This is a genomic window from Plantactinospora alkalitolerans (assembly GCF_015690345.1).
Lineage (GTDB): Bacteria > Actinomycetota > Actinomycetes > Mycobacteriales > Micromonosporaceae > Plantactinospora > Plantactinospora alkalitolerans.
In genome coordinates, this window is record NZ_JADPUN010000102.1 from 1 (window position 1) to 23,842 (window position 23,842).

The 23,842-nt window shown below is 72.7% G+C and carries 19 protein-coding genes and 2 pseudogenes; 12 read left to right on the forward strand and 9 right to left on the reverse strand.

Annotated elements, in window-relative coordinates; genetic code table 11:
- The coding region (locus I0C86_RS08555; protein WP_230393805.1) for a sensor histidine kinase at positions 1-944 on the forward strand (944 nt) is incomplete at its 5' end.
- A 22-nt stretch (positions 945-966) separates the two neighbouring features.
- On the opposite strand, the gene I0C86_RS08560 is transcribed toward I0C86_RS08555, so the two are convergent.
- From I0C86_RS08560 to I0C86_RS08570, 3 genes are all read right to left on the reverse strand, one after another.
- Complete coding sequence (locus I0C86_RS08560) at positions 967-2,271, reverse strand: cation:proton antiporter (RefSeq protein WP_196200679.1); 1,305 nt, start codon at positions 2,269-2,271, stop codon at positions 967-969.
- A 131-nt stretch (positions 2,272-2,402) separates the two neighbouring features.
- The gene (locus tag I0C86_RS08565) at positions 2,403-4,547 is read right to left on the reverse strand and encodes an ATP-binding SpoIIE family protein phosphatase (RefSeq protein WP_196200680.1); all 2,145 of its coding nucleotides are present in this window, start codon (positions 4,545-4,547) and stop codon (positions 2,403-2,405) included.
- Positions 4,548-4,716: 169 nt separating this feature from the next.
- Positions 4,717-4,929 carry a hypothetical protein gene (locus tag I0C86_RS08570; protein WP_196200681.1) on the reverse strand — a complete coding sequence of 71 codons (213 nt, stop codon included), beginning with the start codon at positions 4,927-4,929 and terminating at the stop codon, positions 4,717-4,719.
- Between the two features lie 145 nt (positions 4,930-5,074).
- On the opposite strand from I0C86_RS08570, the gene I0C86_RS08575 reads away from it, so the two are divergent.
- Complete coding sequence (locus tag I0C86_RS08575; protein WP_196200682.1) at positions 5,075-6,376, forward strand: MFS transporter; 1,302 nt, start codon at positions 5,075-5,077, stop codon at positions 6,374-6,376.
- Between the two features lie 53 nt (positions 6,377-6,429).
- Here I0C86_RS08575 and I0C86_RS08580 read toward each other — a convergent pair whose 3' ends face one another.
- The 4 genes from I0C86_RS08580 to I0C86_RS08595 all read right to left on the reverse strand — a co-directional run bounded on the left by I0C86_RS08580 (position 6,430) and on the right by I0C86_RS08595 (position 8,845).
- Positions 6,430-6,702 (reverse strand): hypothetical protein, encoded by a 273-nt coding sequence (locus tag I0C86_RS08580; RefSeq protein WP_196200683.1) that lies wholly within the window; start codon positions 6,700-6,702, stop codon positions 6,430-6,432.
- Positions 6,703-6,829: 127 nt separating this feature from the next.
- On the reverse strand, positions 6,830-7,291 hold the full coding sequence (locus I0C86_RS08585) for an SRPBCC family protein (protein ID WP_196200684.1): 462 nt from the start codon (positions 7,289-7,291) through the stop codon (positions 6,830-6,832).
- Positions 7,292-7,358: 67 nt separating this feature from the next.
- Positions 7,359-7,769, reverse strand: a complete 411-nt coding sequence (locus I0C86_RS08590) for a DUF2795 domain-containing protein (RefSeq protein ID WP_196200685.1) — start codon at positions 7,767-7,769, stop codon at positions 7,359-7,361.
- 95 nt (positions 7,770-7,864) lie between these two features.
- A complete protein-coding gene (locus I0C86_RS08595) occupies positions 7,865-8,845 on the reverse strand; it encodes a YihY/virulence factor BrkB family protein (RefSeq protein ID WP_196200686.1) in 981 nt (326 codons plus the stop codon).
- A 253-nt stretch (positions 8,846-9,098) separates the two neighbouring features.
- Here I0C86_RS08595 and I0C86_RS08600 point away from each other — a divergent pair, with 253 nt between their 5' ends.
- The gene (locus I0C86_RS08600; protein WP_196200687.1) at positions 9,099-9,521 is read left to right on the forward strand and encodes a ChaB family protein; all 423 of its coding nucleotides are present in this window, start codon (positions 9,099-9,101) and stop codon (positions 9,519-9,521) included.
- Between the two features lie 58 nt (positions 9,522-9,579).
- Here I0C86_RS08600 and I0C86_RS08605 read toward each other — a convergent pair whose 3' ends face one another.
- Entirely contained in the window at positions 9,580-11,019 is a 1,440-nt protein-coding gene (locus tag I0C86_RS08605) for an aldehyde dehydrogenase family protein (protein ID WP_196200688.1), read from the reverse strand.
- A 255-nt stretch (positions 11,020-11,274) separates the two neighbouring features.
- Here I0C86_RS08605 and I0C86_RS08610 point away from each other — a divergent pair, with 255 nt between their 5' ends.
- Entirely contained in the window at positions 11,275-12,876 is a 1,602-nt protein-coding gene (locus I0C86_RS08610) for a phytoene desaturase family protein (RefSeq protein WP_196200689.1), read from the forward strand.
- 564 nt (positions 12,877-13,440) lie between these two features.
- On the opposite strand, the pseudogene I0C86_RS08615 reads toward I0C86_RS08610, so the two are convergent.
- A pseudogene (locus I0C86_RS08615) lies at positions 13,441-14,205 on the reverse strand (polyprenol monophosphomannose synthase); the annotation flags it as partial.
- A 339-nt stretch (positions 14,206-14,544) separates the two neighbouring features.
- Here I0C86_RS08615 and I0C86_RS08620 point away from each other — a divergent pair.
- From I0C86_RS08620 to I0C86_RS08660, 8 genes and pseudogenes are all read left to right on the forward strand, one after another.
- Positions 14,545-16,275 (forward strand): annotated as a pseudogene (locus tag I0C86_RS08620) (HAD-IIIA family hydrolase); the annotation flags it as partial.
- A gap of 179 nt (positions 16,276-16,454) precedes the next feature.
- The gene (locus I0C86_RS08625) at positions 16,455-17,432 is read left to right on the forward strand and encodes a glycosyltransferase (protein WP_196200691.1); all 978 of its coding nucleotides are present in this window, start codon (positions 16,455-16,457) and stop codon (positions 17,430-17,432) included.
- Complete coding sequence (locus I0C86_RS08630) at positions 17,417-18,634, forward strand: glycosyltransferase (RefSeq protein WP_196200692.1); 1,218 nt, start codon at positions 17,417-17,419, stop codon at positions 18,632-18,634. The genes I0C86_RS08625 and I0C86_RS08630 overlap by 16 nt, the downstream gene beginning before the upstream one ends.
- Positions 18,634-19,407: a D-sedoheptulose-7-phosphate isomerase gene (locus tag I0C86_RS08635; protein ID WP_196200693.1), complete on the forward strand. Its 774-nt coding sequence runs from the start codon at positions 18,634-18,636 to the stop codon at positions 19,405-19,407. The genes I0C86_RS08630 and I0C86_RS08635 overlap by 1 nt, the downstream gene beginning before the upstream one ends.
- 11 nt (positions 19,408-19,418) lie before the next feature.
- Positions 19,419-21,107 carry a PfkB family carbohydrate kinase gene (locus I0C86_RS43085; RefSeq protein WP_407676278.1) on the forward strand — a complete coding sequence of 563 codons (1,689 nt, stop codon included), beginning with the start codon at positions 19,419-19,421 and terminating at the stop codon, positions 21,105-21,107.
- A 29-nt stretch (positions 21,108-21,136) separates the two neighbouring features.
- On the forward strand, positions 21,137-21,823 hold the full coding sequence (locus I0C86_RS08650; RefSeq protein WP_196200717.1) for an SDR family oxidoreductase: 687 nt from the start codon (positions 21,137-21,139) through the stop codon (positions 21,821-21,823).
- A complete protein-coding gene (locus tag I0C86_RS08655) occupies positions 21,820-22,863 on the forward strand; it encodes a glycosyltransferase family 9 protein (protein ID WP_196200694.1) in 1,044 nt (347 codons plus the stop codon). The genes I0C86_RS08650 and I0C86_RS08655 overlap by 4 nt, the downstream gene beginning before the upstream one ends.
- The gene (locus I0C86_RS08660) at positions 22,847-23,833 is read left to right on the forward strand and encodes a DNA topoisomerase IB (RefSeq protein WP_196200695.1); all 987 of its coding nucleotides are present in this window, start codon (positions 22,847-22,849) and stop codon (positions 23,831-23,833) included. The genes I0C86_RS08655 and I0C86_RS08660 overlap by 17 nt, the downstream gene beginning before the upstream one ends.
- Positions 23,834-23,842 lie beyond the last annotated feature (9 nt).

A 23,842-nucleotide genomic window follows, 5' to 3' on the forward strand; every position in this document is an offset into this window, starting at 1 on the left:
CATTCGAGTCGGACACGGGGCCGGACGCGGGGTCGCTGCGCCACGACGCGCTCTTCTACCGGGACGACGACGACTACGTGACCGGCATCCGCACCTTCGTCGAAACCGGACTCGCCGCCGACGAGCCGGTGCTGATCGCGGTGCCCGGGACCCGGCTGGACCTGCTCCGGACGGCCCTCCATGCCAGCAGCACCGACCTGCGGTTCGTCGACATGGCCCGGGACGGTCGCAACCCCGGGTGGATCATTCCGGGCGTCCTGCACGCCTTCGTCGCCGAGAACGGCCGGGCCCGGGTACGCATCGTCGGGGAGCCGATCTGGCCGGGCCGGTCGGCAACCGCCTATCCCCGGTGCGTACAGCACGAGGCTCTGATCAACATCGCCCTCGCCGACCGGCCGGTCAGCATCCTCTGTCCGTACGACTCGACCCGGTTGGACGTCGACGCCATCGCCGATGCCGCGAGCACCCATCCCTATCTCGTCAGGGCCGGCGACCGGCAGCCCAGCGCCGGCTACGGCCACCCCGAGAACGTCGTCGACGCCCTGAACCTGCCGTTTCCCGCACCGGAGCCCTCCGCCGCCACGCTGTTCTTCGACGCCTCGGGACTCTCCGAGATACGCGCGATGGTCGCCGCGCTGGCCCGGCGGGCCGGACTGTCGACCGACCGGGTCGAGGACCTGCGGGTCGCGGCGAACGAGATCGCCACCAACGCCGTCCTGCACTCCGGGCGGCCGGCGATGGTGCGGGCCTGGCTCGACGAGGAGGGCGTGGTCTGCGAGATCACCGGATCCAGCGTGCTCACCGACCGGCTGGCCGGCCGGATCCCGCCGTCGCCGGTCAGCGACAGCGGTCGGGGCCTGCTCCTGCTGAACTACCTGTGTGACCTGGTGCAGGTGCACACCGACGACACCTCCACCGCCGTCCGGCTGCACATGTACCTGTGACCCGGGCGCTCCCGGCCGGGTCTCACTCCCGAGCCGCCGCGGGTGCACGGCGGGCCCGGGGCACCCGCGCCCCGGCGGAGTCGTCGGAACTTCCCGGGGCCTCGCCGTCGAGGAGTTGCATCACCGGCGTCGCCGCCACCCCGTGCACGACCACGGAGACGATCACCGCCAGACCGGCCGTCGCCCACAGCAACTCGGTTCCGGGGAAGGAGGCGTGCGTGGTGGCGTACGCCAGGTAGTAGAACGTCCCGACGCCGCGGATGCCGAACAGGGCGATCACCCAGCGCTCGGCGGGCCGGCCCGGGGTACCGAGCAGCGACAGCCAGCCGGTCAGTGGACGTACGACGAAGACCAGAGCCAGGGCCACCGCCACCGCCGGCCAGGTCAGCGGGGCGAGCAGCCCGGTGACCACCGCGCCGCCGAGGAGCAGCAGCAACAACACGGTGAGCAGCCGTTCGACCTGCTCGGCGAAGTTGTGCAGCACCTGGTGGTACTCGTGCGACCGCTCCGCCGCCCGGATCGCCCGAGCCGTCACGAAGACGGCGATGAAGCCGTACCCGCCGACCAGTTCGACCAGGCCGAACGACAGGAAGGTGGCGGCCAGCGCGAGGAAGCCCTCCGAATGCCGGGCCAGCCGCAGGTGTTCCGACCGGGCCCGGAAGAAGAGCTTGCCGAGCAGCCATCCCACCAGCAGGCCGCCGGCCACCCCGACCACGATCCGGTAGCCGACGTCGATGCTCAGCCACTCGCCCAGCCAGTTCCCGGGCGCCAGGCCCACCGCGGCGATGGCGATGGCGGCGTAGACGAAGGGGAAGGCGAGCCCGTCGTTGAGTCCCGCCTCGGCGGTCAGGGCGAACCGCACCTCGTCCTCGGAATCCTCGACGTCGGTCGGCTCGCCGACCTGCACGTCGGCGGCGAGCACCGGGTCGGTCGGTGCCAGCGCGGCGGCCAGCAGCAGTGCGGCGGCCGGCACCAGGCTCATCCACCACCAGCCCAGGACCGCGACCACGGCGATGCAGAGCGGCATGGCGATGGCCAGCAGCCGCCAGGCCGATGACCACCGGCGACGGCCGAGCGGGCGGTCGATCTTGAGGCCGGCGCCCATCAGCGCCACGATCACCCCGATCTCGGTGAGTTGGGTGGCGATCTCGGCATGGCGCAGTGGATCCGGTTCCGGCAGACCGAGCGGCAGCAGGAACACGAGCATGCCGAGGCCGAGGAAGGCGATCGGCATGGAGAGCGGCCGACGCTCCAGCACCCGGGGGAGGATGCCGGCGAGCAGAGCGCCGAACCCGATCAACGCGTACGCGGTAGCGGAGAGATCCACGCCGCCACCCTTTCCCTGCCGGGCCGGTTCGCACGCCTCCGGCGCCGGAACAGGTGCTGGGCGACCCCGGTGTCGCGCCGGCCGCCCCGGCCCGATCGTGCATCCCGACCCAGGTCAGCGGCGCGCGGCGGTCAGTCCGATTCCGTCGACCCGGATGGGATCAGCATCTCGAACCAGACCGTGGAGCCGCGGACCGTCGGATCGGTGCCCCAGGCGTCGCTGAGTTGCTCGATCAGCCCCAGCCCGCGACCCCGGCTGCTGAGTTTCTCGGTCCGGGTCCGGGTCACCGCGCCCCGGGTACCGCTGTCGGCGACCGAGACCAGCAACCGCTCCGGGCTGAGGTCGATCTCCACCCGGGCGGCGGTGCCGGCGTGCAGCAGCGCGTTGGTGGTCAACTCGCTCGTGCAGAGCACCGCCCCGCTGACCACCTGCTCGGGCACCGCCCAGAGGGTCAGTTGGGCGCTCATCCAGTGCCGTACCCGGCCGGGCGCGGTCGGTTCCGCCGGAACCTCCATGCTCGCCGACCGGCTGGGGGTGGTGGCGTGCTCGACGGCGAGCACCGCGACGTCGTCCTCGGTGCTGCCCGGAACCGCGCCGGTGGCCAGCGCGCAGAGGGTACGGGGATCACCGGTGGCCGCACCGGCCACGGCGGTGGCGAGGAGGTCGAATCCTTCGCTCAGGCTCCGCTGCCGGCGCTCCACGACCCCGTCGCTGAACAGCAGCAGGGTGTCGCCCGGCGGAAAGTCCACGGTGACAGTCGCCCGCGGCCCGTCGAGCCCGAGCGGCACGCCCGGCGGCACGTCGACGTACCGGACGGCGGCCGGCTGACCAGGGGAACCGCGCCGGATCAGTGGCGGGGGATGACCGGCACTGGCGATCGTCAGCCGCTCGCCCCCCGGCTCGATCAGTCCGTAGACCACTGTGACGAAGAGTTCGTCGCTGTGCGCCTCCGCGCTCAGGCTCGTCACCAGCCGGTCCAACCCGGCCAGCACCTGCGTCGGATCGGGGTCGCTCAGCGCGAGCGCCCGCAGCGCCGCGCGTACCTGCCCCATCAGGGCGGCGGCCTGTACGTCGTGCCCGGCGACGTCGCCGAGAACCACGGCCAGCCGACCGTCCGGGAGCGCGAACGCGTCGTAGAAGTCGCCACCTGCCGCGTTGCCGTCGACGCCCGCGTCGTAGCGGGCGGCGATCCGTAGCAGTGGCAGGTCGGGCAGGTGCTCCGGCAACATGCTGCGCTGGAGCAGTTGCGCCGTGCCGTGCTGCGTCTCGAACCGCCGGGCCCGCTCGGCGGCCTGGGCCACCAGTTCCGCGGACGCGGTCAACAGGGCGCGTTCCGGAGGCGGCCAGCGGTGCGGCTGCCGGTACGCGACCGCGAGCCCGCCCCGCAGCGACGGCGTACGCAGTGGGAACGCGGCCAGCGCGCGGATCTTCTCGTCGTGGCGGTCGACCGCGTTGTGCAGCAGCGGCTGACCGTCGCTGGCGAACATCGGGGTACCGCTGTCGGCCGTGCGCACCAGCGGCGCGCTGGAACCCGCGTCGTGCCGACGCCACAACGGGGGAAGGCGTTCGTCGGCCTCGTCCAGCACTTCGCCGCGGAGCCGCCGGACCACCCGCCAGCCGGCGCCGTCGTCCACGCCGAACTCGGCCTGGTCGGCGCCGAACGTCGACACGGCGCTGCGCAGCGCGACCCGGGCGACGTCGTCGAGGGTGAGCGTGCCGGACAGTGCCGACGCCAGCTCGCTGAGGTTCTGCAACCGCTGGGTGACCTGGGTCGTCTCGGCGGTCACGGTGAGTACGCCGATGGTCTGGCCGACCGAGTCCCGGATGGCGGAGTAGCCCCGGGTGAAGACCGACTGCTCCGACAGCCCGGGCTCCTCCCGGACGATCGGCAGCGGGGCCTCCTTCGCCAGGAAGGCCTCGCCGGTCCGGTAGACCCGTTCGAGCACGTCGCCGACGCCCGGCACGTGCCACACCTCGTGGAACACCTCGGCCGCGGGTCGGCCGAACGCGCCCGGATGCTTGGCCGCGATGAGTTCGGCGAAGCCGTCGTTGTAGATCAGCGCCAGTTCGTCGCCGTACGCCAGGGCCATCGCAACCGGGGCGGAGAGCACCAGGTCGACGACCGCCCGTACGGCGGGATCCCAGTGCTCCGGGGCACCGAGCGGGGTGTCCAGCCAGCGAAGGCCGGCCGGAGGCGCGACCGTCGGATCGGCGGTCGGCATCGCTCCGGCCACGGCGGAGGGGAGAGCGGGGATCCGCCCGACCGTGCCTGGCATGTCAGCAGCCTAACCGGAACCGCAGAATCCGCCCGCTGGACCATGTCGGAGGAGCCGCTGGACCGGATCGGAAGAACTGCCGTTGGGCTGCGGCACTGGTCAGCGCCCGGGCTGGCGGGCTCGGTCGGGCTCGGTCGGGCTCGGTGGGGCCCGGTGGTCGCCCGGGTGCCTACTCGACCGAGCTGGCGTCGGCCGGGCGACGCCGCAACGCGTCGTCGGCCAGGATCACCGTGGCGACCATCAGGGCGACGCAGAGGCTGAACAGCCAGGAACCGTCGTCGACCAGCCGGGCGGAGACGGGAGCCTGGAGCGCGGTGAGCACGAAGCCGAGCCAGGCGAGCCGGCGATGCCGCGTCGAGAGAAAACCAGGAGCCTGATGCATCCCGAAATTCTGCCCTGACGGTGGCGCCGACCGCCGTCGCCCGTTCGGACGATTTGTGGGTGACCTGTCCGCTTGATCCATCTCTGCCGCCACCGGTCCGCATCCCGGTGGAAACCCGACGGCCGCTCCGGCATGATCGATCAGCGTGTCCACCACCCCCGCCGCCACCACTCCCGGTACCACCCGGACCTCCCTGCTGGTCCTCGCCTACCTGGCCTTCGTCAGTCTCGGCCTTCCCGACGGTCTACTGGGCGTCGGCTGGCCGTCGATCCGGTCGGACTTCACGGTCTCGACCGAGGCCGTCGGGCTGCTGCTCACCTCGGGCACCGTCGGCTACCTGGTCTCCAGTGTCGTCGCCGGCTTCACCATCGCCCGGCTCGGCGTCGGTTGGCTGCTGGCCGGCAGTACCGCGCTGGCAAGCCTCGCGCTCACCGGCTACGCCGGCTCGCCGGGCCTGCCCCTGATGGTCGGCTGCGCGCTGCTGTTGGGACTCGGCTCCGGTGCCATCGACGCGGGGCTCAACGCGTACGCCGCCGGAGCGTTCGGTCCGCGCCACATGAACTGGCTGCACGCCTGTTTCGGGCTCGGCGTCGCCATCGGGCCGCTGATCATGACCACGGCCCTCGGTGCCGGCCTGGCCTGGCGCTGGGGGTACGGCATCGTCGCCGCCGCGCAGGCCGTACTGGCGCTGGCCTTCGTCCTCACCGCCCGGAACTGGGCGCAGCACCGGGCGGTCCCGGACGGTCCGACTCCGACCGACGTTTCCGGCGATCCCGGGGTTCCCGATGTTCCCGGCGTTCCCGGCGTTCCCGTCCCACCGGCCGGTCCGGTACGGATCAGGGCCACCCTGGCGCTGCCGGCGGTGTGGTTCGGCGCGCTGACCTTCGCGGTCTACGTCGCGATCGAGGTTGCTGCCGGGCTCTGGGCGTTCCTGCTGCTCACCGAGAACCGGGGGATGAGCGCGACCGCGGCGGGCCTGGGCGTGTCGCTCTACTGGGGCAGCCTCTTCGTGGGGCGGGTCGTGCAGGGCCTCTTCGCCAATCGGCTGGGCACCCGGTCGGTGCTGCTGGGCAGCATGCTCGGGATGGCCGCCGGTTCGGCCCTCGTCGCCGTGCCGGGACCGGCCTGGCTGGCGGTGCTCGGCCTCGCCATCATCGGGTTCGGTGCGGCCGCGGTCTTTCCGCTGCTCACCCTCACCACGGCCGAGCGGGTGGGCCAGCAGCATGCCGACCGTGCGATCGGGGTGCAGATCGGTGCGGCGGGGTTGGGCGGAGCGCTGCTACCGGCCGCGCTCGGAGTGCTGATCGGCCGTACCTCGGTCGCGGCGCTCGGACCCGCCCTGGTGGTGGCGTCGCTGGCCATGCTGGCGCTCTACTGGGCGTCCAACCGGCCCCGCTCAGGTCCAGTGCCGGAACGACCTGGTCAACCGGCCGGGACGACCGGCTGACCAGGTCTGCGGGGCGGCGACGGCCGACGGGACCTGCCCGGCGGCGTGGGGGATCAGTGTGGTCCCGACCGGCCGGTGGTCGACGGCCGGTACTGGCGCTGGTCGTCCGTGGCCTGGCTGGCGCGATCCTCGGCCGCCCGAGCGCTGCTGGCCACGTCCTCCTCGGCCGCCTCCGGCCCGTGGCCGAACGCCGACTCCGCACCCGCATCGTTACCGGTCACGTCGTCGACCTGCCCGTCAGGGGTCGAACTGGACATCGCCCGCTCCAGATCGCGTAGCGGCAACCGCTCCTCGTCCCGCCAGACGTGCCTGTCGTTGTCGGTCATGTACCTGCCCCTACCCGCACGGCGGACCGGCAAACGCCGAACGGTGCCGGCGAACCGAACGGCGGTGGCCGCCGGAGGAATTCTTCCGGCGGCCACCGCAGGGTCTGGTTCGCTTCGCGGGACGGGACTACGGCTGGGGCCGGTCCACCGTGCCGCGCCAGGCGCCGCTCTCGCTACCGCGCCGTTCGATGAACTCCTTGAACCGGGTCAGGTCGCCGGAGATCCTCCGGTCCACCAGCCCCAGCTTGTCGCCGGCCTTCTCGGCGATCCCGTGCGGCTCGAACTCCATCTGCGCGGTGACCCGGGTGTGATTCTCGTCGAGCCGGTGGAACGTCACGACCCCGGCCTGCCGGGTGCCGTCGGTGGACGTCCAGGCCACCCGCTCGTCGGGCAACTGTTCGGTGATCTTCGCGTCGAACTCGCGGTTGACTCCGCCGACCTCGACCTTCCAGTGGGTCATCGTGTCCGAGATCTGCCGGACCTCCGAGACGCCCTCCATGAAATGCGGGAACTCCTCGAACTGGGTCCACTGGTCGTATGCGGTCCGGATCGGCACCGCAACATCAACAGACTTGGTCACGCCACTCATCTGACATCCTCCTTCTCGTCCGACCGCTCCGCTTCCACGGCCATTCCTCTGGCGAGTCGGTTTCGCGTCACCAGCGTTGGGTCTCGTTCGCGTGTCCGAGGGCGGCCCACACCTCGGACACGGTCTGGAACTGGGTACCCGGGGGCAGTTGGTCCAGTTGGGCCAGCACCTCGTCCGGAGCCTCGTTTCCCGCCGCACTGCGGCGCAGGCTCTCCCGGTCGCCCGGCAGCGCCGACAACGGGATGAAGCGGCCCAGCCGACTACGCTGCTCGACCTCCTCGGAGGTCATGCCCTGCGGCGCCCCCGACCGGGTGTCGTGGCTGGGCGCCCTGGTCGAGGCGGGCTGGTCCTCGCCGGACGGTTCCAGTTCACGCCACTCCTCGGCCCGCCCTCCGGCGGTGCCGTGCACCGTGCCCCTCACCTCCCGGTCCATCTCCTCGTCGAGACGCGGGCCGTGCTTACTGTTGCCTCGTTCCATGCCTATTGCGCTACCCGACGGGGATCGGCCTAAACCGGTCTCCGGTGCCGCGCACCGTGCCCAGCAGGTCGGGCTCGACGGGCCATCCGACGCAATCAGGAGTCGGTGGGTGACTTCGGCGGCAGCGCCGGCTGCACCGGGGAGTCGGCACCGCCCTGAAGGGCACGACCACGCTGCAACTCGGCGTTGATCTCGACACCGAGCATCACGGCGCAGTTCGACAGGTACAGCCAGATCAGGAACGCGATGACCGCACCCAGGCTGCCGTAGGTCACGTCGTACGAGCTGAACCGGGACACGTAGAACCCGAAACCGAAGGACACGACGGCCCAGGAGACCAGGGCGACCGTGCCGCCGACGGTCAACCAGCGGAACCGGGGCTGCTGCACGTTTGGCGCGATCCAGAACAGCAGCGAGAGCAGCAGCATCATGATCGCCACCAGGACGGGCCACTTCGCCACGCTCCAGGCGGTCCGTGGAGCGTCGCCGATGTCCAGCGCGTTGCCGACGGCGTCGGTGACCGGACCGCTGATGATGAGCCCGGTGGCCACCACCGCGAGCAGGACCAACGCGATCGCGGACAGGCCCAGTTGCAGCGGACGCAGCCGGTAGAACGGCCGCCCCTCCGCCACCCCGTAGATCGCGTTGGAGGCCCGGGTGAACGCGCCGACGTAGCCGGAGGCCGACCAGAGTGCCGCCAGCAGACCGAAGCTCAGCAGGGCCTTCGCCGACTCCTGACCCGCGACGACGTCCCGAAGTACGGTGAGCACCGTGTCGTTGGCCACCACCGAACCGGCCCCGACGTCCTTCGCCAGCCCGGCGATCGTGTCGATGGTCTGCTCGCCGTTCGAGACGAGGCCGACCAGCGCGACGATCACGATCGCGGACGGAAACAGCGCCAGCACCCCGTAATAGGTCAGCGCGGCGGCCCAGTCGGCGCAGTTGTCCGACACGAAGTTCCGCACGCTCCGGAACAGCACACCACGCCAGGTCGACCAGTGCAGTTGTCGCAGGTGGCCGGGGAACCGGTGGTCGCGGTCGCGTACCCCGGGGGCCGGATCCGTGGTCGACGCCATGATGGCTCCCTCGTCGGCGGCGTGTCAGCCGGATGATGTCTGTGCGTGCCGGGGTGACGCCCGACTCGCGCCTCCGGCGTCGTACGGATCCCTCGGTTCGGCTGGAGTTGCGGTGCCCCGTACCCCGGGCGGGAACCGGACAAACGCCGACACCGGGCGGCGCGGCCGCCCACGGGTGGGTGCCGGGTTTGCCGTCGGTGGGCCGGGAAACCACACCACTTCAGGCAGCACCGATGGCAGGGGAGGAAGAGTCATGCCCGGACGCGAGGTTCTGCCGAGCACGCTGCGACGCTCGCCGGAGAAGGCCCAGGACACGTGGGCGAAGACCCATGACTCGGCGGTCGAGACGTACGGCGAGGGACAGCGATCGCACCGGACGGCGTTCGCCGCGCTCAAGCACTCGTTCGAGAAGGTCGGCGACCACTGGGAGCCGAAGGGCCGGAAGGGCCCGAGTGACGCCCAGGCCGCCGGGGGTGGGCCGGCACGCCGCGCACCGACCGCCGGTGGGGTGGACGCCAACGCACCCAAGGAGCACCTGCTCGACGTGGCGAAGCGGTTGAACGTGCGGGGCCGGTCCCGGATGACCAAGGCCGAACTCGTCGGCGCGATCCAGAAGGCGAACGCCCGGAGCACCGGCGAGAGTCGGGTCCGGGAGAAGGGCCGAAACCGGCGGTGATCCGGGGCGGCGGGTCGGGCGGAGCGGTGTCGGCGGTCGACTCACCACCGTGTCGCACTCACCACCGTCCGGACTCACCGCCCGGCGCGCCGATGTGCACCGCCTTGGTGACGGTCAGCTCGTCCAGCAGCTCCGGGCCGTACCCGAAGCCCTGGCCGCTACCCCCGCGCGGCTCGGCCGCACCGCCGGGCGCGCCTCCGAAGACCGCGTTGATCTTCACGGTTCCGACCGGCAGCTCCCGCCAGGCGCGTTGTGCGTTGCTCATCGAGGCGGTCAGTACGGTTGCCGCCAGGCCGTACCGGGAGTTCGACGCCCGGGAGAGAGCCTCGTCGAACGACTCCACGACCATCACCGGGGCCACCGGTCCGAAGGTCTCCTCCCGCATCACCAGCATCTGGTCGGTGCACTCGCCGAGCACGGTCGGTGGGTAGAAGGCGCCCGGCCCGTCGGGGACCGCCCCGCCGAGCAGGACCGACGCGCCGTCCGCCACGGCCGCCCGAACCTGGTTGTCCACGTGGTCCCGGTGCCGCCGGTCGACCAGCGGTCCCATCTCGGTACGCGGATCCCGGCCCGGCCCGACCCGCATGGCGCCGGCGGACTGCACCAGCGCACTGAGGAACCGGGTGGCGATGGGCCGGAGGACGTAGATCCGCTCCACCGACACGCAGAGTTGCCCGGAGTTCGCGAACGCGCCGATCGCGGCCTGCTCGGCGGCCCAACGCGGGTCGACGTCGCCGTCCACGATCAGTGGATCGCTGCCGCCGTTCTCCAACAGCGCCTTGGCGCCGGTCCGGGCGCAGGCGGCGGCGATGGAACGACCGGTGGCGGTCGAGCCGACGTGGGCGACGACGTCGACATCCTGGCCGGCCAGGATGGCACCCACCCCGCCGTCCCCGGTCAGCATCGACAGGACTCCGGACGGCAGGTGCTCGTCGAGCAGTCGGGCGAGCAGGAAACCGCAGGCCGGGCTCCGCTCGCTCGGCTTGTAGACGACCGCGTTGCCGGTCACCAGGGCGGCACCGAGCAGGCCGCAGGAGACCGCCACCGGATCGTTCCACGGCGTGATGACCGCGACGATTCCCCGTGGCTGGGGCACCATCAGATCGATCGCCCCGGCGTCACCGGCGAGACTCCGGCCGCCGCGTACCGGACCCAGTTCGGCGTACTGGCGCAGGGTCGACACGCCGGCCTCGACCCCGCCCCGGGCGAGCGCCAGAGGTCGTCCCAGCTCGGCGGTCTGGGCCTCGGCGAGCTGGTCGGCGACCGCCTCGATCGCGTCCGCCATGCGGCGCAGTGCCGCCGCCCGCTCCGCCGGTGCGGTCCGGGCCCAGCCGGGTGCCGCCGACCGGGCCGCCTTGACCGCCGCACCGACCTCCGCCTCGGTGGCCACCGGCGCCTCGCTGACGGGTGTGCCGTCGACCGGGTCGAGCACGGTCAGCCGCCCCGCGTCGCCGTCCGCGCCCCACACCCCGCCGATCAGTTGCTGGATCTGGTACATGAAGGGCAGTTTGCCCGGGACAGGGCCGGCCAAACTATCCCGTTTCACGCTTTCACCGGCGAATAACGGATTCTCCGCGCCACTGAAACCTGTGCCGTCCGACCTGATGATGGTGATGCCGTCCTGCCCGGTGATGGTCCGGGCCTGCCACGGCCGCCTACCCCCCGGAGGACAGGTGGGCTACCGATCGTGCCCCAGGGCGGAGCACTGCCTGGACCATCGGCGGTCAACCGATGGACCCGATAGGGTGCACGGATGGTGACCGTCGGGGACACCGCCGACGCGGTCGTCGTCGGCGCGGGACACAACGGGCTGGTCGCGGCGAACCTGCTCGCGGACGCCGGATGGGACGTACTGGTCCTGGAGGCGACCGCCGATCCCGGTGGTGCCGTGCGGTCGGCCGAGGTGACCGCGCCCGGCTACCTCAGCGACCTGTACAGCGCCTTCTACCCGCTCGGATACGCCTCGCCGGTGTTGCGTGGGCTGGAGTTGGACGGCTACGGACTGGCCTGGCGGCACGCGCCGGACGTACTGGCCCACCTGTTTCCGGACGATCGGGCCGTGCTGCTGCACCGCGATCCGGAGGTGACCGCAGCCTCCGTCGAGCGGTTCGGGGCCGGCGACGGCCAGCGTTGGCTGAGCGCGTACGACGAATGGCGGCAGATCTCCGACCCCCTGCTCGACGCGCTGTTCACGCCCTTTCCACCGGTACGCGGCGGACTCGCCCTGGCCCGCCGGCTGCGTACCGCGGGAACGCTGCGGATGGGCCGTCGCCTGGTCCTGCCGATCCGCAGACTGGGTGCCGAGATGTTCGCCGGCTCGGGCGCCACCGCCCTGATGGCGGGCTGCGCACTGCACACCGACCTGTCCCCGGACGAGGCGGGCTCCGGGGTGTACGGCTGGCTGCTGGCGATGCTGGGCCAGCAGGTCGGCTGGCCGGTACCGGTCGGCGGCGCACAACGCATCACAGACGCCCTGGTCGCCCGGCTACGGGAGCGCGGCGGACGGATCCACTACCGCACCCCGGTCGATCGGATACTGGTCGCCCGGAACCGGGCGATGGGTGCCCGCTCGACGGACGGCCTACTGTGGCGGGCCCGTCGCGCGGTGCTGGCCGACGTACCGGCCCCGGCACTCTTCCTGGACCTGGTCGGTGCCGCCCGGCTGCCCACCCGGCTGGTGGAGGATCTGGCGCACTTCCGCTGGGACGGCTCCACGGTCAAAGTGGACTGGGCACTGGCCGGCCCGGTGCCGTGGCGGAATCCCGAGGTGGCCGGCGCCGGCACGGTCCATCTTGGTGCCGACCTGGACGGACTCAGCCGGTACGCCTCGGCGCTGCACCGGGGCGAACTGCCCGCCGAACCGTTCGTGCTGGCCGGGCAGCTCAGTGTGGCGGACCCGAGCCGGTCGCCGGCCGGTACGGAGTCACTCTGGGCGTACACCCATCTGCCGTTCCGCCGGCACTGGTCGGCGGAGGAGATCGGCGAGCGGGTCGAGGCGGTGGAGGCGGTCCTCGAACAGGCGGCGCCCGGCTTCGGCAAGCTCGTCCGGGGTCGACACGTGGCCGGGCCGGGCGAGCTGGCGGCCGGCAATCCGAGCCTGGTCGGCGGGGCGCTCGGCGGGGGCACGTCCGCCGCGTACCAACAGCTCTTTCTGCGCCCGGTGCCCGGTCTCGGCCGGGCGGACACGCCGGTCGACCGGCTGTTCCTGGCCAGCTCGTCGGCGCATCCCGGCGGTGGGGTGCACGGCGGGCCCGGAGCGAATGCCGCACGGGCCGCACTGGCCCGGGACCGGGCCCTCACGGGCCGGGCGTACGCCGCCGCCCTGGCAGCAGCCCACCGCGCCATCTACTCCTGAATGTAAGGAAGGGCCCCTTCTTATCGCTTTTTGCATAAGAAGGGGCCCTTCCTAACACCTCTGTCAGCTCGCCGACTCCTTCGGCACCTTGGGGCGGCGCTTGGTCGTCCGGCTCGCCGGCACGGTCGTCCGGTCCGCCGCGCCGGACTTGTTCTCCGGGGCCTTCTTGCCCGCGGTCGGGCGCTCCGGAGCGTCCGGGGTCTCCTTCGTCGTCGCCTCGATCGAGGGAGCGGCGTCCGGGGTCTCCTTCGTCGTCGCCTCGATCGAGGGAGCGGTCGCGGTTGCCTCGGCGAGTGCGGAGGCCGGCGGCGTGACTGTGGCGGATTCTTCGGTGACCGTCGGGGCTTCCGCCGTGACCGGCGGCGCGGCATCCGGGACCGCGGTCGCTGCCGTGTCGGGCCGGGTGGTCGCCGGGTCGGCCGGGGTGGTCAGGGCGTCGGCCGGGCTGGTCGCTGCCGGGTCGGCCGGGGTGGTCGCCGGGTCGGTCGGGGTGGTCGCCGGGTGAGCCGGGATGGCCGCCGGGTTGGTCGGGCCGCCCCGCAACGTCGCCGACCTGCCGTCCGTCCGGGTGATGTTGCGGTGCCGGCCGCGCAGCTTGAAGGGCATCAGCGCGCTTTCGATCTTGGTGGCCGTGGTCATCTTCGAGTCGCCCTCCAGGCGTTCCTGGAACCGGATCGGCACCTCCAGGATGGTGTGCCCGAGCTTGGTGGCGAGGTAGTGCATCTCGACCTGGAAGCTGTATCCGTTGGACTGGACCCGCTCCAGGCCGATGTCGTGGAGGGCGTCGGCACGCCAGATCTTGAAACCGGCGGTCAGGTCCCGGATCCGCACCTGGAGCAGCGTGTGGACGTAGAAGTTCGCCCACCCGCTGAGCGCGCGCCGGTAGAACGGCCACGCCTCGTCGAGCTGTCCGCCGGGTACGTATCGGGAGCCGATCACGACACCGGCCCGGGTGGACAGCAACGAGCCGAGCATGCCGGGCAGCGCCTCGGGCGGGTGGGACAGGTCGGCGTCCATCTGTGCGACGTACTCCGCCCCGCTGTCCAGCGCCCGGCTTATGCCGTCGACGTACGCCCGCCCGAGCCCTTCCTTGCCCGGTCGGTGTACGACCTGGATCCGGTCCGGGTGCTCGATTGCCAGTTTGTCCGCGATCTCGCCGGTGCCGTCCGGTGAGTTGTCGTCGGCGATCAGGATGCTCAGCCCGGGCAGCGGCAGGGCGAGCAGCCGCTCGACCAGCACCGGAATGTTCCCCGCTTCGTTGTAGGTCGGAACGACGACGGTCAGGCGAGCGTCCCGCCAGGGGGAGGGCAGCTGTACGGGTTCGATCATCGGGGCATCCTCGGTTGGCCGACAGCGGTCAGGGGCAAAGCGTAACTTGACGTAGAGCGCGGGCCACAACACGGGCCGAACGGTGCAAACCAGCCGTCACCTCGGACGGCACGCCACAACGGCCTCCTCCATCGATCCACCAGCGTTGGCGCAGCGCCCCGGAGCTGCACGGGAGCACCGGGATCGGCCGGATATCGGGACGGGCCCGGGGTATGAGGACGAGGATCCGGTGTCGCGGGCGGAAGCGCCGTTCGGTGGGTGACGCCGGGCGTACCCGCCGTGCCCGTCCGCCGGGCGGAGGTGATGTTTACTCCTCCTGCTCCAGGGAACCCGCCCGCCGTGCGAAACGACCAGGTCGACCCGCATCAGTGCAGGTCAGGGGCACCGCACGGTGGCCCGGCCGGGGTGTGGGCCAGACCCGGTCTGTTCGACGCGGTGCTCTTCGACCGGGACGGCACCCTGGTGTACGACGTGCCGTACAACGGTGACCCGGCCCGGGTCTGCGCCATGCCGGGCGCGGCAGAGGCCCTGGACCGGCTCCGGGCCGCCGGCCTGCGCCTGGGTGTGGTGACCAACCAGTCCGGCATCGCACGCGGCCGGTTCACCGCCGCCGATCTGGCCCGGGTCAACGCCCGGGTCGACGAGATCCTGGGTCCGTTCGACACCTGGCAGGTGTGTCCGCACGCGGAGCCGGACCCCGGCGCGGAGTCGTGCCGTTGCCGCAAGCCCGCTCCCGGACTGATCCGGGACGCGGCCCGGGCGCTGCGTACCGATCCCACCCGGTGCATCGTGGTCGGCGACATCGGTACCGACATGACGGCGGCCGGCGCGGCCGGGGCCAGCGGAATACTTGTCCCCACGCCCGTCACCCGGGCCGACGAGGTGGCGGCGGCACCGGCGGTCGCCGGAACTCTACTGGACGCGGTCGACCTGATCCTCCACCGTCACCGATTGGCCGACACCGCTCGACCCGGGGACGTCCCACGGGGGCGCCCCCGCTGTGTGCTCGTCGCCCGACCGGATTCGGCCGGGGACGTGCTGGTCACCGGCCCGGCGATCCGGGCGGTGGCGGCCGGGGCGGACCGGGTGGTGATGCTCTGCGGACCGCGTGGCCGGGCCGCCGCCGAACTGCTGCCCGGCATCGACGAACTGATCGAGTGGCGGCTGCCCTGGATCGACCCACAACCGGACCGGATCGACCGGGCCGAAGTGGACCGGTTGACGGCTCGACTGGCCGGAGTCGGCGCGGACGAGGCCGTGCTGTTCACCTCGTTCCACCAGTCCGCACTGCCGCTCGCGCTGGTGCTGAGGATGGCCGGAGTGGGGCGGATCTCGGCGATCAGCGACGACTATCCCGGATCGCTGCTCGACGTACGGCACCGGGTACCACCCGGTATCCCGGAGACCGAGCGGGCGCTGTCGCTCGCCGCGGCGGCGGGATTCCAGCTACCTTTCGGCGACGAGCCGGTGCTCCGGCTGCGGCGGGCCGACGCTCCGCCAGTCGTCCGAGCCGGCGGACCGTACGCCGAGCCGGCCGGCGACGAACTGCCCGAGCCGGGCTACGTGGTGGTGCATCCCGGCTCGTCGGTGCCGGCCCGGGCCTGCCCACCCGAACTTTGCGCGGATTTCGTCCGGGCACTGGCCGCCGCCGGGCACCGGGTGGTGGTCACCGGCGGACCCGGCGAGGGGGCGTTGACCGCGCAGGTCGCCGGCCGTACCGGAATCGACCTCGGCGGGCAGACCTCGCTGACCGGGCTGGCCGGGATCATCGCGCGGGCCGGCTGTCTGGTGGTCGGCAACACCGGCCCGGCACACCTGGCCGCCGCACTGGGCATCCCGGTGGTCAGCCTCTTCGCCCCGACGGTCCCGTTCGGACAATGGGGGCCGTACCGGGTGCCCACCGTACGCCTCGGCGACGCCGACGCCGGCTGCCGGGACAGCCGGGCCAGCGCCTGTCCGGTGCCCGATCATCCGTGCCTGTCCGAGATCGATCCGCGTCAGGTGGTCGAGGCGGTCCGGTTGCTCCGTCGCGGCGCACCCGCCGCTGGTCCTGCTCCTACTTCCGGCGCTGGTCCTGCTCCTGCTTCTGCCGCTGGTCCCGCCGCTGCTTCTGCCGCTGGTCCTGCTCCTACTTCTGCCGCAGCTTCTGCCGCTGGTCACTCGACCCCGGCTCTGACCGGCAGCGGCACCTCGGGCGGCCTGGTGGTACCCGTCGGGCCGACCCGGTCCGACGTCCGGGAGGTCCGACCGTGAACATCCTGCTCTGGCACGTGCACGGATCATGGACCACCGCATTCGTGCACGGCAAGCACCGGTACCTCGTCCCGGTGACCCCGGACCGCGGCCCGTACGGGCTGGGGCGGGCACGCACCTACCAGTGGCCGGACACCGTCGACGAGGTGTCCCCGGAGAAGCTGGCCGACGCGGACGTCGACCTGGTGATCCTGCAACGGCCCGAGGAACTCGACCTCGCGTCCGAGTGGCTGGGCCGGCGGGTCGGCGGGGACGTACCGGCGATCTTCGTCGAGCACAACACGCCGAAACAGGGGGACGTGCCGAACAGCCGGCACCCGATGGCGGACCGCGACGATCTGCTGATCGCACACGTCACACACTTCAACGCGCTGTACTGGGACACCGGCGGGACCCGGACGGCCGTGGTAGAGCACGGAATCGTGGCACCGACCGCGCACTACACCGGCGAACTGGATCGGCTCGCGGTGGTGGTCAACGAGCCGGTCCGCCGGTGGCGGGTGACCGGGACCGATCTGTTGCCCCGGTTCGCCGAGATCGCTCCGCTCGACGTCTTCGGGATGGGTGTGGCCGGGCTGCCGGACCGGCTGGGACTGCCGGCCGACCGGATGACCGTCTACGACGACCTGCCGCAGAGCCGGATGCAGGCGGAGATCGGGCGGCGGCGGGCGTACCTGCACCTGTGCCGGTGGACCTCGCTGGGGCTGAGCCTGATCGAGGCGATGGCAATGGGCATGCCGGTGGTCGTGCTCGCCGCGACCGAGGCCGTCGCGGCCGTACCGCCGGACGCCGGGGCGCTGTCCACCCGGATCGACACCCTGACCGATGCCGCCCGACGGCTTCTCGAGGAGCCGGCGACGGCCCGCCGGCTCGGTGCCCGGGCCCGCGAGGCGGCGCAGGCCCGCTACGGCCTGGATCGGTTCCTGACGGACTGGGATCGGTTGCTGGAGGAGGAACTATGCGCGTCGCGATGATCTCCGAGCACGCCAGCCCGCTCGCCGTGCTCGGCGGCGAGGACGCCGGTGGCCAGAACACCCACGTGGCCGAACTCTCCGCCGCACTCGCCGATGCCGGACACGACGTCCGGGTCTACACCCGGCGGGACAACTCGGCCGGGCCGACGGCGGTACGGATGCGCGACGGCGTCGAGGTGGTGCACGTACCCGCCGGGCCGCCGGAGCCGATCGCCAAGGACGAGATGTTGCCGTACATGAAGGACTTCAGCCGGTGGCTGGTCGCACAGTGGCGCGGCGACGGCTGGGTGCCCGACGTGGCCCACGCGCACTTCTGGATGAGCGGGCTGGCCGGGATCGCCGCCGGTCGGCAGACCGGAATTCCGGTCGTGCAGACCTACCACGCGCTGGGCACCGTCAAGCGGCGGCACCAGGGCGCGATGGACACCAGCCCGGCCCGCCGGGTCGGCTACGAACGGGCCCTGGGCCGGGCCGTGGACCGGGTCATCGCGCAGAGTCAGGACGAGGTCCGGGAACTGGTCCGGATGGGTGTGCCCCAGTCCCGGATGACGGTGATCCCGTCCGGGGTCAACGACGAGACCTTCTCACCCGACGGCCCGGCCGTGCCCCGGGTACCGGGTCGGCCCCGGATCCTGACCGTGGGCCGGCTGGTGGAGCGCAAGGGCTACCAGGACCTGATCCGGGCCATGCCGATGATCCCGGACGCCGAGTGCGTGGTGGTCGGCGGACCGCCGGCCGGCGAGGTCGACGACGACCCACAGGTGCGACGGCTACGGGCGCTGGCCGAGGAGGTCGGGGTGGCCGACCGAGTACGGCTGATCGGCGCCGTGCCGCGCGAGGAGATGCCCTACTGGTACCGCTCCGCCGACGTGCTCGTCGCCGCTCCCTGGTACGAACCGTTCGGGCTCACCCCACTGGAGGCGATGGCGTGCGGAGTGCCGGTGATCGGCACCGCGGTCGGCGGGCTCACCGACACGGTGGTGGACGGCAGCACCGGCGACCTGGTGCCGCCCCGCGATCCCACCGCGCTGGGCACCGCCGTCCGGGACCTGCTGGCCGACCGGGTACGCCGGTTCGCGTACGCCGGTGCGGCCCTCGACCGGGCCCGGCGGTGGTACTCGTGGACCCGTACCGCCGACCAGATCGCCGCCGTCTACGCGACAGTCAGCGAGGTACGACGGCCGAGCGGGGTGGTCGCCTGATGACCGGATCGACGGACGTGCTGGACAGCCACCTCGCCGGACTCGCCTCCGCGCTGCTGCCGTACCGGACGGAGGCGGGTCGGCTCGACCGCTGGGGCGACGAACTGGCCCGACTGCTCGCCGGGGGCGGCCGGCTGCTGGTCGCCGGCAACGGCGGCAGCGCGGCCGAGGCACAGCACCTGGCGGCCGAACTGGTCGGCAAGTTGTGCGACGACCGGGCACCGTTGTCCGCGATCGCGCTCTGCGCCGAGACCTCGTCGCTGACCGCGATCGGCAACGACTACGGCTTCGACGAGGTCTTCGCCCGGCAGGTACGGGCACACGGGCGATCCGGAGACATCCTGCTGCTGCTCTCCACGAGTGGCCGCAGCGCGAACCTGGTCCGGGCGGCGCGCGCCGGCCGGGAACTCGGGATGCGGTGCTGGGCGTTCACCGGCCCGACCCCGAACCCGCTCGCCGACGCCTGCACCGAGGTCCTTGCGGTGCCGTCGCAGGACAGCCAGGTCGTACAGGAGTTGCACCTGGTCTCGGCGCACGTGCTCTGTGCCTACGTCGACGCGTACCTGCCGGTGCTGTTCGGGCCGGCCGGCGGGTACGGCACCGGCCAGCGCCTGCCCGCCGCCACCCCGTACGCCGACTCGGCTCCGGCCCGTCCCGGATCCGCTCCGGCGCACTCCACCACCGGGCAGGTACGACCGTCCGGTGTCGAGGACGAACTCGTGCTGCGGGTGCCGGGAACCCTGGACCTTCACCGGGGCGAGGAGGGGCCGTGACCAGAAAACTGGTGGTCGTGGGCGACACGCTGCTCGATCGGGACGTGGAGGGCGTGGTGAACCGGCTCTGCCCGGACTCACCGGTCCCGGTGCTGGACGAGAACAACAGCGTCGACCGACCCGGTGGGGCGGGTTTGGCAGCGCTCTTCGCCGTCGGACGGGGATTCGAGGTCGCCCTCGTCACGGCGTTGGCCGACGACGAGGGGGGAGCGCGGCTGAGTTCCCTGCTCACCGCAGCCGGGGTGCAGATATACGGGCTTCCGCTGCCCGGTGCCACCCCGGAGAAGATCCGGCTGCGGACCCGGGGGCGGGTGCTGCTGCGTCACGACCGGGGTGGACCGGCCGGGCCGCCCGGTGAGCCGAGCGACGCCGTACTGGAGTTGCTGGCCGGTGCGGCGGGGATCCTGGTCAGCGACTACGGGCGGGGAGTGGCTCGGCTGCCGGCCCTGCGGGTGGCGCTGGCGAACACCACCGCACCGATCGTCTGGGATCCACATCCGCGGGGACCGGCAGCGGTTCCCGGCGTACGACTGGCCACCCCGAACGAGGTGGAGGCGCGGGAACTGGCCGGGCTGGCGAGCGGTGGCTCGCGGCTGGCGATCGCCTCGCGGTGCGCCCAGGCCCTGCGCCAGCGGTGGCGGGTCGGTGCGGTGGCGGTGACCCTGGGCGGCGAGGGCGCCCTGCTCTCGCACGCCGGCGCCACGCCGCTGGCGGTCGCCTCGCCGACCTGCGCCGACGGTGACACCTGCGGTGCCGGTGACCGGTTCGCCGCCGCGGCGACCCTGGCGCTTGCGGACGGGGCGCTGGTCTCCGAGGCCGTGCAGCAGGCGGTGGCCGAGGCTTCCGGGTACGTGGCCGACGGTGGCGTCGCGACCGCCGTGCCCGCCGCCTCGGTGGCGGGACCGGTGCACCCGGCCGGCAAGGCGTCCAGGTCGACACCAGCGGTGGGCAGGCCGGCACCCGGATCGACACCAGCGGTCGGCGGGTCGGCACCCGGGCCGGTACGAACGGCGCCCGGGTCGGTGCCAGCGGTCGGCGGGTCGGCCCCCGGGCCGGTACGAGCGGCCGGTGAGGCGCCCTCGTCGGCCGGCACGATCCGGCCCGGTTCGGCGGGCCGCACCCGGTCCGGAGCATCCGGGCAGGGACGGACCCGTGTCCAGGACCGGTCCGGTGCGCCGGTCACGGCGGTGGGCTGGAGTGACCGGATCGGCGCTCGGGCCGCCGGTGACGTGGTCGCCCGGGTCCGGGCCGCCGGCGGCACGGTCGTGGCGACGGGCGGCTGTTTCGACCTGCTGCACGCCGGTCACGTGGCGACGCTTGAGGCGGCCCGGCAACTCGGGGACTGCCTGGTGGTGTGCGTCAACTCCGACGACAGCGTGACCGGGCTGAAGGGGCCGGACCGGCCGTTGGTCCGGCACGCCGACCGGGCCCGCCTGTTGGCCGCCCTCGGCTGCGTGGACGCCGTACTGATCTTCGACGAGTCGACCCCGCACGCGGCGTTGTCCTGGCTGCGCCCGGACGTCTGGGTCAAGGGCGGCGACTACGGCACCGGTGCGGACGGGCCGGACCTGCCGGAGGCGGAGATCCTGCACCGCTGGGGTGGGAACACCGTGGTGGTGCCGTACCTGGACGGCCGCTCGACCAGCGAGATGATCGCCGCTGCCCGGGCCGGTGGCCGACCGGGAGGACGGGCCCGGTGAGCGCCGGGAGGACGGCTGCCGACGATCTCCTGGCCTCCGGCGGCGCGGTGCTGATCAGCGGTGGCGCCAGTGGGCTCGGCGCGGCGGTGGCGAGCGCGGTCGCCGGGGTGGGCGGTCGGCCGTACGTACTGGACCGGCAGGCCCCGACCGCCGGGGTGCCGTGGCTCGAATGCGACCTGGCCGACACCCGCGCCGCCGAGGCGGCCACCCGGGAACTCGCCGAGCAGGCGGGCGGACTGGTCGGCGTGGTCACCGCCGCCGGTGTCGACGTACCGGGGCGGCTGGGCGACGTACCGGCACAGACCTGGGAGCGGGTCGTCACGATCGACCTGCTGGCCACCGCGGCGGTGATCCGGGCCGCGCTGCCGTACCTGGAGCGCTCGGGCGGCACGGTGGTGACCGTGGCCTCGACCCTCGGCGTGAAGGCGGTCGGGGACGCGACCGCCTACTGTGCCGCCAAGTTCGGCGTGGTGGGCTTCACCCGGGCCCTCGCCGCCGAGCTGGCCGGCGTGGTCGGGGTGACACTGCTGGTTCCGGGCGGCATGCGTACGGCATTCTTCGACGAGCGCGATCCGCAGTACCGTCCCGGGGCCGACGCCGTACTCAACGAGCCGGCCGACGTTGCCTCGGCCGTACTGTTCGCGCTGCGCCAGCCGGCCGGATGCGCGATCCGGGAGATGGTGGTCTGCGCCGACCGGGAATCGTCGTACCCGTGATCCTGGTGCTGCGTGCGCTCGGGGTGGGCGACCTGGCGACAGCGGTCCCGGCGCTGCGCGGGTTGCGCGCCGCGTTCCCCGGACACACCCTGTCGATTGCCGCGCCGGACTGGCTGACCCCGCTGGCGGAGCTGATCGGCGACGTCGACAACGTCATTCCCGCCAACGGGCTGGACCCGGTCGACTGGGCCGGGCCGGCACCGTACTGGGCGGTCAACCTGCACGGGCGGGGGCCGCAGTCGCACCGGCTGCTCGGCTCCGCCGACCCGGAACGCCTCTGCGCCTTCCAGTGTTCCGAGGCCGGGCATCTCGACGGTCCACAGTGGCGACAGGACGAGCACGAGGTGCATCGCTGGTGCCGCATGCTGACCTGGTACGGCGTTCCGGCCGATCCGGACGACCTGGACCTGCGCCGCCCGGCACCCCGTCGGGTACCGGTCGGGGTGAGCGTGCTGCATCCGGGCGGCAAGGGCACCGCGCGCCGTTGGTCCCCGGGCCGGTTCGCCTCGCTGGCCCGGGAACTGGCCCGGACCGGGCATCGGGTGGTGGTGACGGGCTCGCCGGACGAGCGGGATCTGGCGGAGCGGATCGTGGCCGGCGCCGGCCTGCCGAACACGGCGGTGCTCGCCGGTCGACTCGACCTGGTGGAGATGGCTGCCGTGGTGGGGCACGCCCGCCTGGTGGTCAGTACGGACACCGGAATCGCCCACCTGGCGACCGCCTACCGGGTCCCCTCCGTCGTTCTGTTCGGGCCCGTCCGACCGGAGTTCTGGGGGCCGCCACCGGACCGCCCCTGGCACCGGGCGCTGCACGCCAGCGTCACCCCGGCCCGGTCGGCACCGGCGTCGGTCATTGCCGGTGCCGATCCCGCAAGGGCCGGGATGCACCCTGCCGTTTCGGCCGGGCCGGCGTCGGTCGTCGCGGGTGCGGACCTGGCCGGGATGCACCCTTCGTTGGCGGCGATCGAGGTGGACGAGGTGTTGACGGTGGTGGGTGAGGTGGAGCGGGCGGGACGGAGCTGCGGTGCGGCTACGACGTAGTGACCTGTCGGCACCGGGGTACGGGCGGCGTCGGCACGGTCGCGGCGTGGTCTTCCTGGACACGGAAGGCCGGCCGATCCGGGACCGGGAAGAGCTGACCCGGCTCCGTGACCTGGTCATTCCCCCTGCCTGGAAAGACGTCTGGATCTGTCCGCATCCGGCGGGGCACGTCCAGGCGGTCGGCACCGACGCGGCCGGGCGGCGGCAGTACCTCTACCACCCGACCTGGCGGCTCCGGCGGGACCAGGCGAAGTTCGACCACGTACTGGAGGTGGCCACCCGGCTGCCGATCCTGCGCGAACGGATCGGTGCGGACCTGGCCGGGCGGGGCCTGGGCCGACCCCGGGTGCTGGCGACCGTGGCCAGCCTGCTGGACATGGGGACCTTCCGGATCGGCAGCGACCAGTACGCGGCCGGCGACGACCCGACGTTCGGGGTGGCCACGCTGCGTCCCGAGCACACCCGGACCCGTCAGGGCGCGGTGGTGTTCGAGTTCCCGGCCAAGGGTGGGATCGCGCAGGTGCGGCGGATCGACGACGCCCAGGTCTGCCGGGTACTGCGTGACCTGCGTCGGCGTCGGCGCACCGCGCAGCGGCTGTTCGGCTACTGGGACGGCCGGTGTTGGCGGGACGTCCGGAGCGACGAGGTCAACGACTACCTGCGGAGGGCGAGCGGGGGTGAGATGACGGCCAAGGACTTTCGTACCTGGCACGCCACCGTGCTGGCCGCCACCTGGTTGGCGCGCAGCGACCCACAACGTTCAACCAGCGGGCGGCGACGTACGGTGGCGGCGGCGATGCGCGAGGTGGCCGGGCTGCTGGGCAACACGCCGACCGTGGCCCGGGCCTCCTACGTGCATCCGAGGATCGTCGACCTCTACCACGACGGCGTGGTCCTCGACGCGGCCCCGGACCCGGACCGGCGCAACGCCGAGGCCGCCGTGCTGGAACTGCTGCGAACGAAACGGTGACGGACCGCG

Excerpts from the sequence above, each read along its gene's own strand:
- I0C86_RS08565 (WP_196200680.1), bottom strand. The coding sequence starts at position 4,547 with ATGCCAGGCACGGTCGGGCGGATCCCCGCTCTCCCCTCCGCCGTGGCC.
- I0C86_RS08580 (WP_196200683.1), bottom strand. The coding sequence starts at position 6,702 with ATGACCGACAACGACAGGCACGTCTGGCGGGACGAGGAGCGGTTGCCG.
- I0C86_RS08600 (WP_196200687.1), top strand. The coding sequence starts at position 9,099 with ATGCCCGGACGCGAGGTTCTGCCGAGCACGCTGCGACGCTCGCCGGAG.
- I0C86_RS08585 (WP_196200684.1), bottom strand. The coding sequence starts at position 7,291 with ATGAGTGGCGTGACCAAGTCTGTTGATGTTGCGGTGCCGATCCGGACC.
- I0C86_RS08635 (WP_196200693.1), top strand. The coding sequence starts at position 18,634 with ATGACCGGATCGACGGACGTGCTGGACAGCCACCTCGCCGGACTCGCC.
- I0C86_RS08595 (WP_196200686.1), bottom strand. The coding sequence starts at position 8,845 with ATGGCGTCGACCACGGATCCGGCCCCCGGGGTACGCGACCGCGACCAC.
- I0C86_RS08570 (WP_196200681.1), bottom strand. The coding sequence starts at position 4,929 with ATGCATCAGGCTCCTGGTTTTCTCTCGACGCGGCATCGCCGGCTCGCC.
- I0C86_RS08610 (WP_196200689.1), top strand. The coding sequence starts at position 11,275 with ATGGTGACCGTCGGGGACACCGCCGACGCGGTCGTCGTCGGCGCGGGA.
- I0C86_RS08605 (WP_196200688.1), bottom strand. The coding sequence starts at position 11,019 with ATGTACCAGATCCAGCAACTGATCGGCGGGGTGTGGGGCGCGGACGGC.
- I0C86_RS08590 (WP_196200685.1), bottom strand. The coding sequence starts at position 7,769 with ATGGAACGAGGCAACAGTAAGCACGGCCCGCGTCTCGACGAGGAGATG.
- I0C86_RS08630 (WP_196200692.1), top strand. The coding sequence starts at position 17,417 with ATGCGCGTCGCGATGATCTCCGAGCACGCCAGCCCGCTCGCCGTGCTC.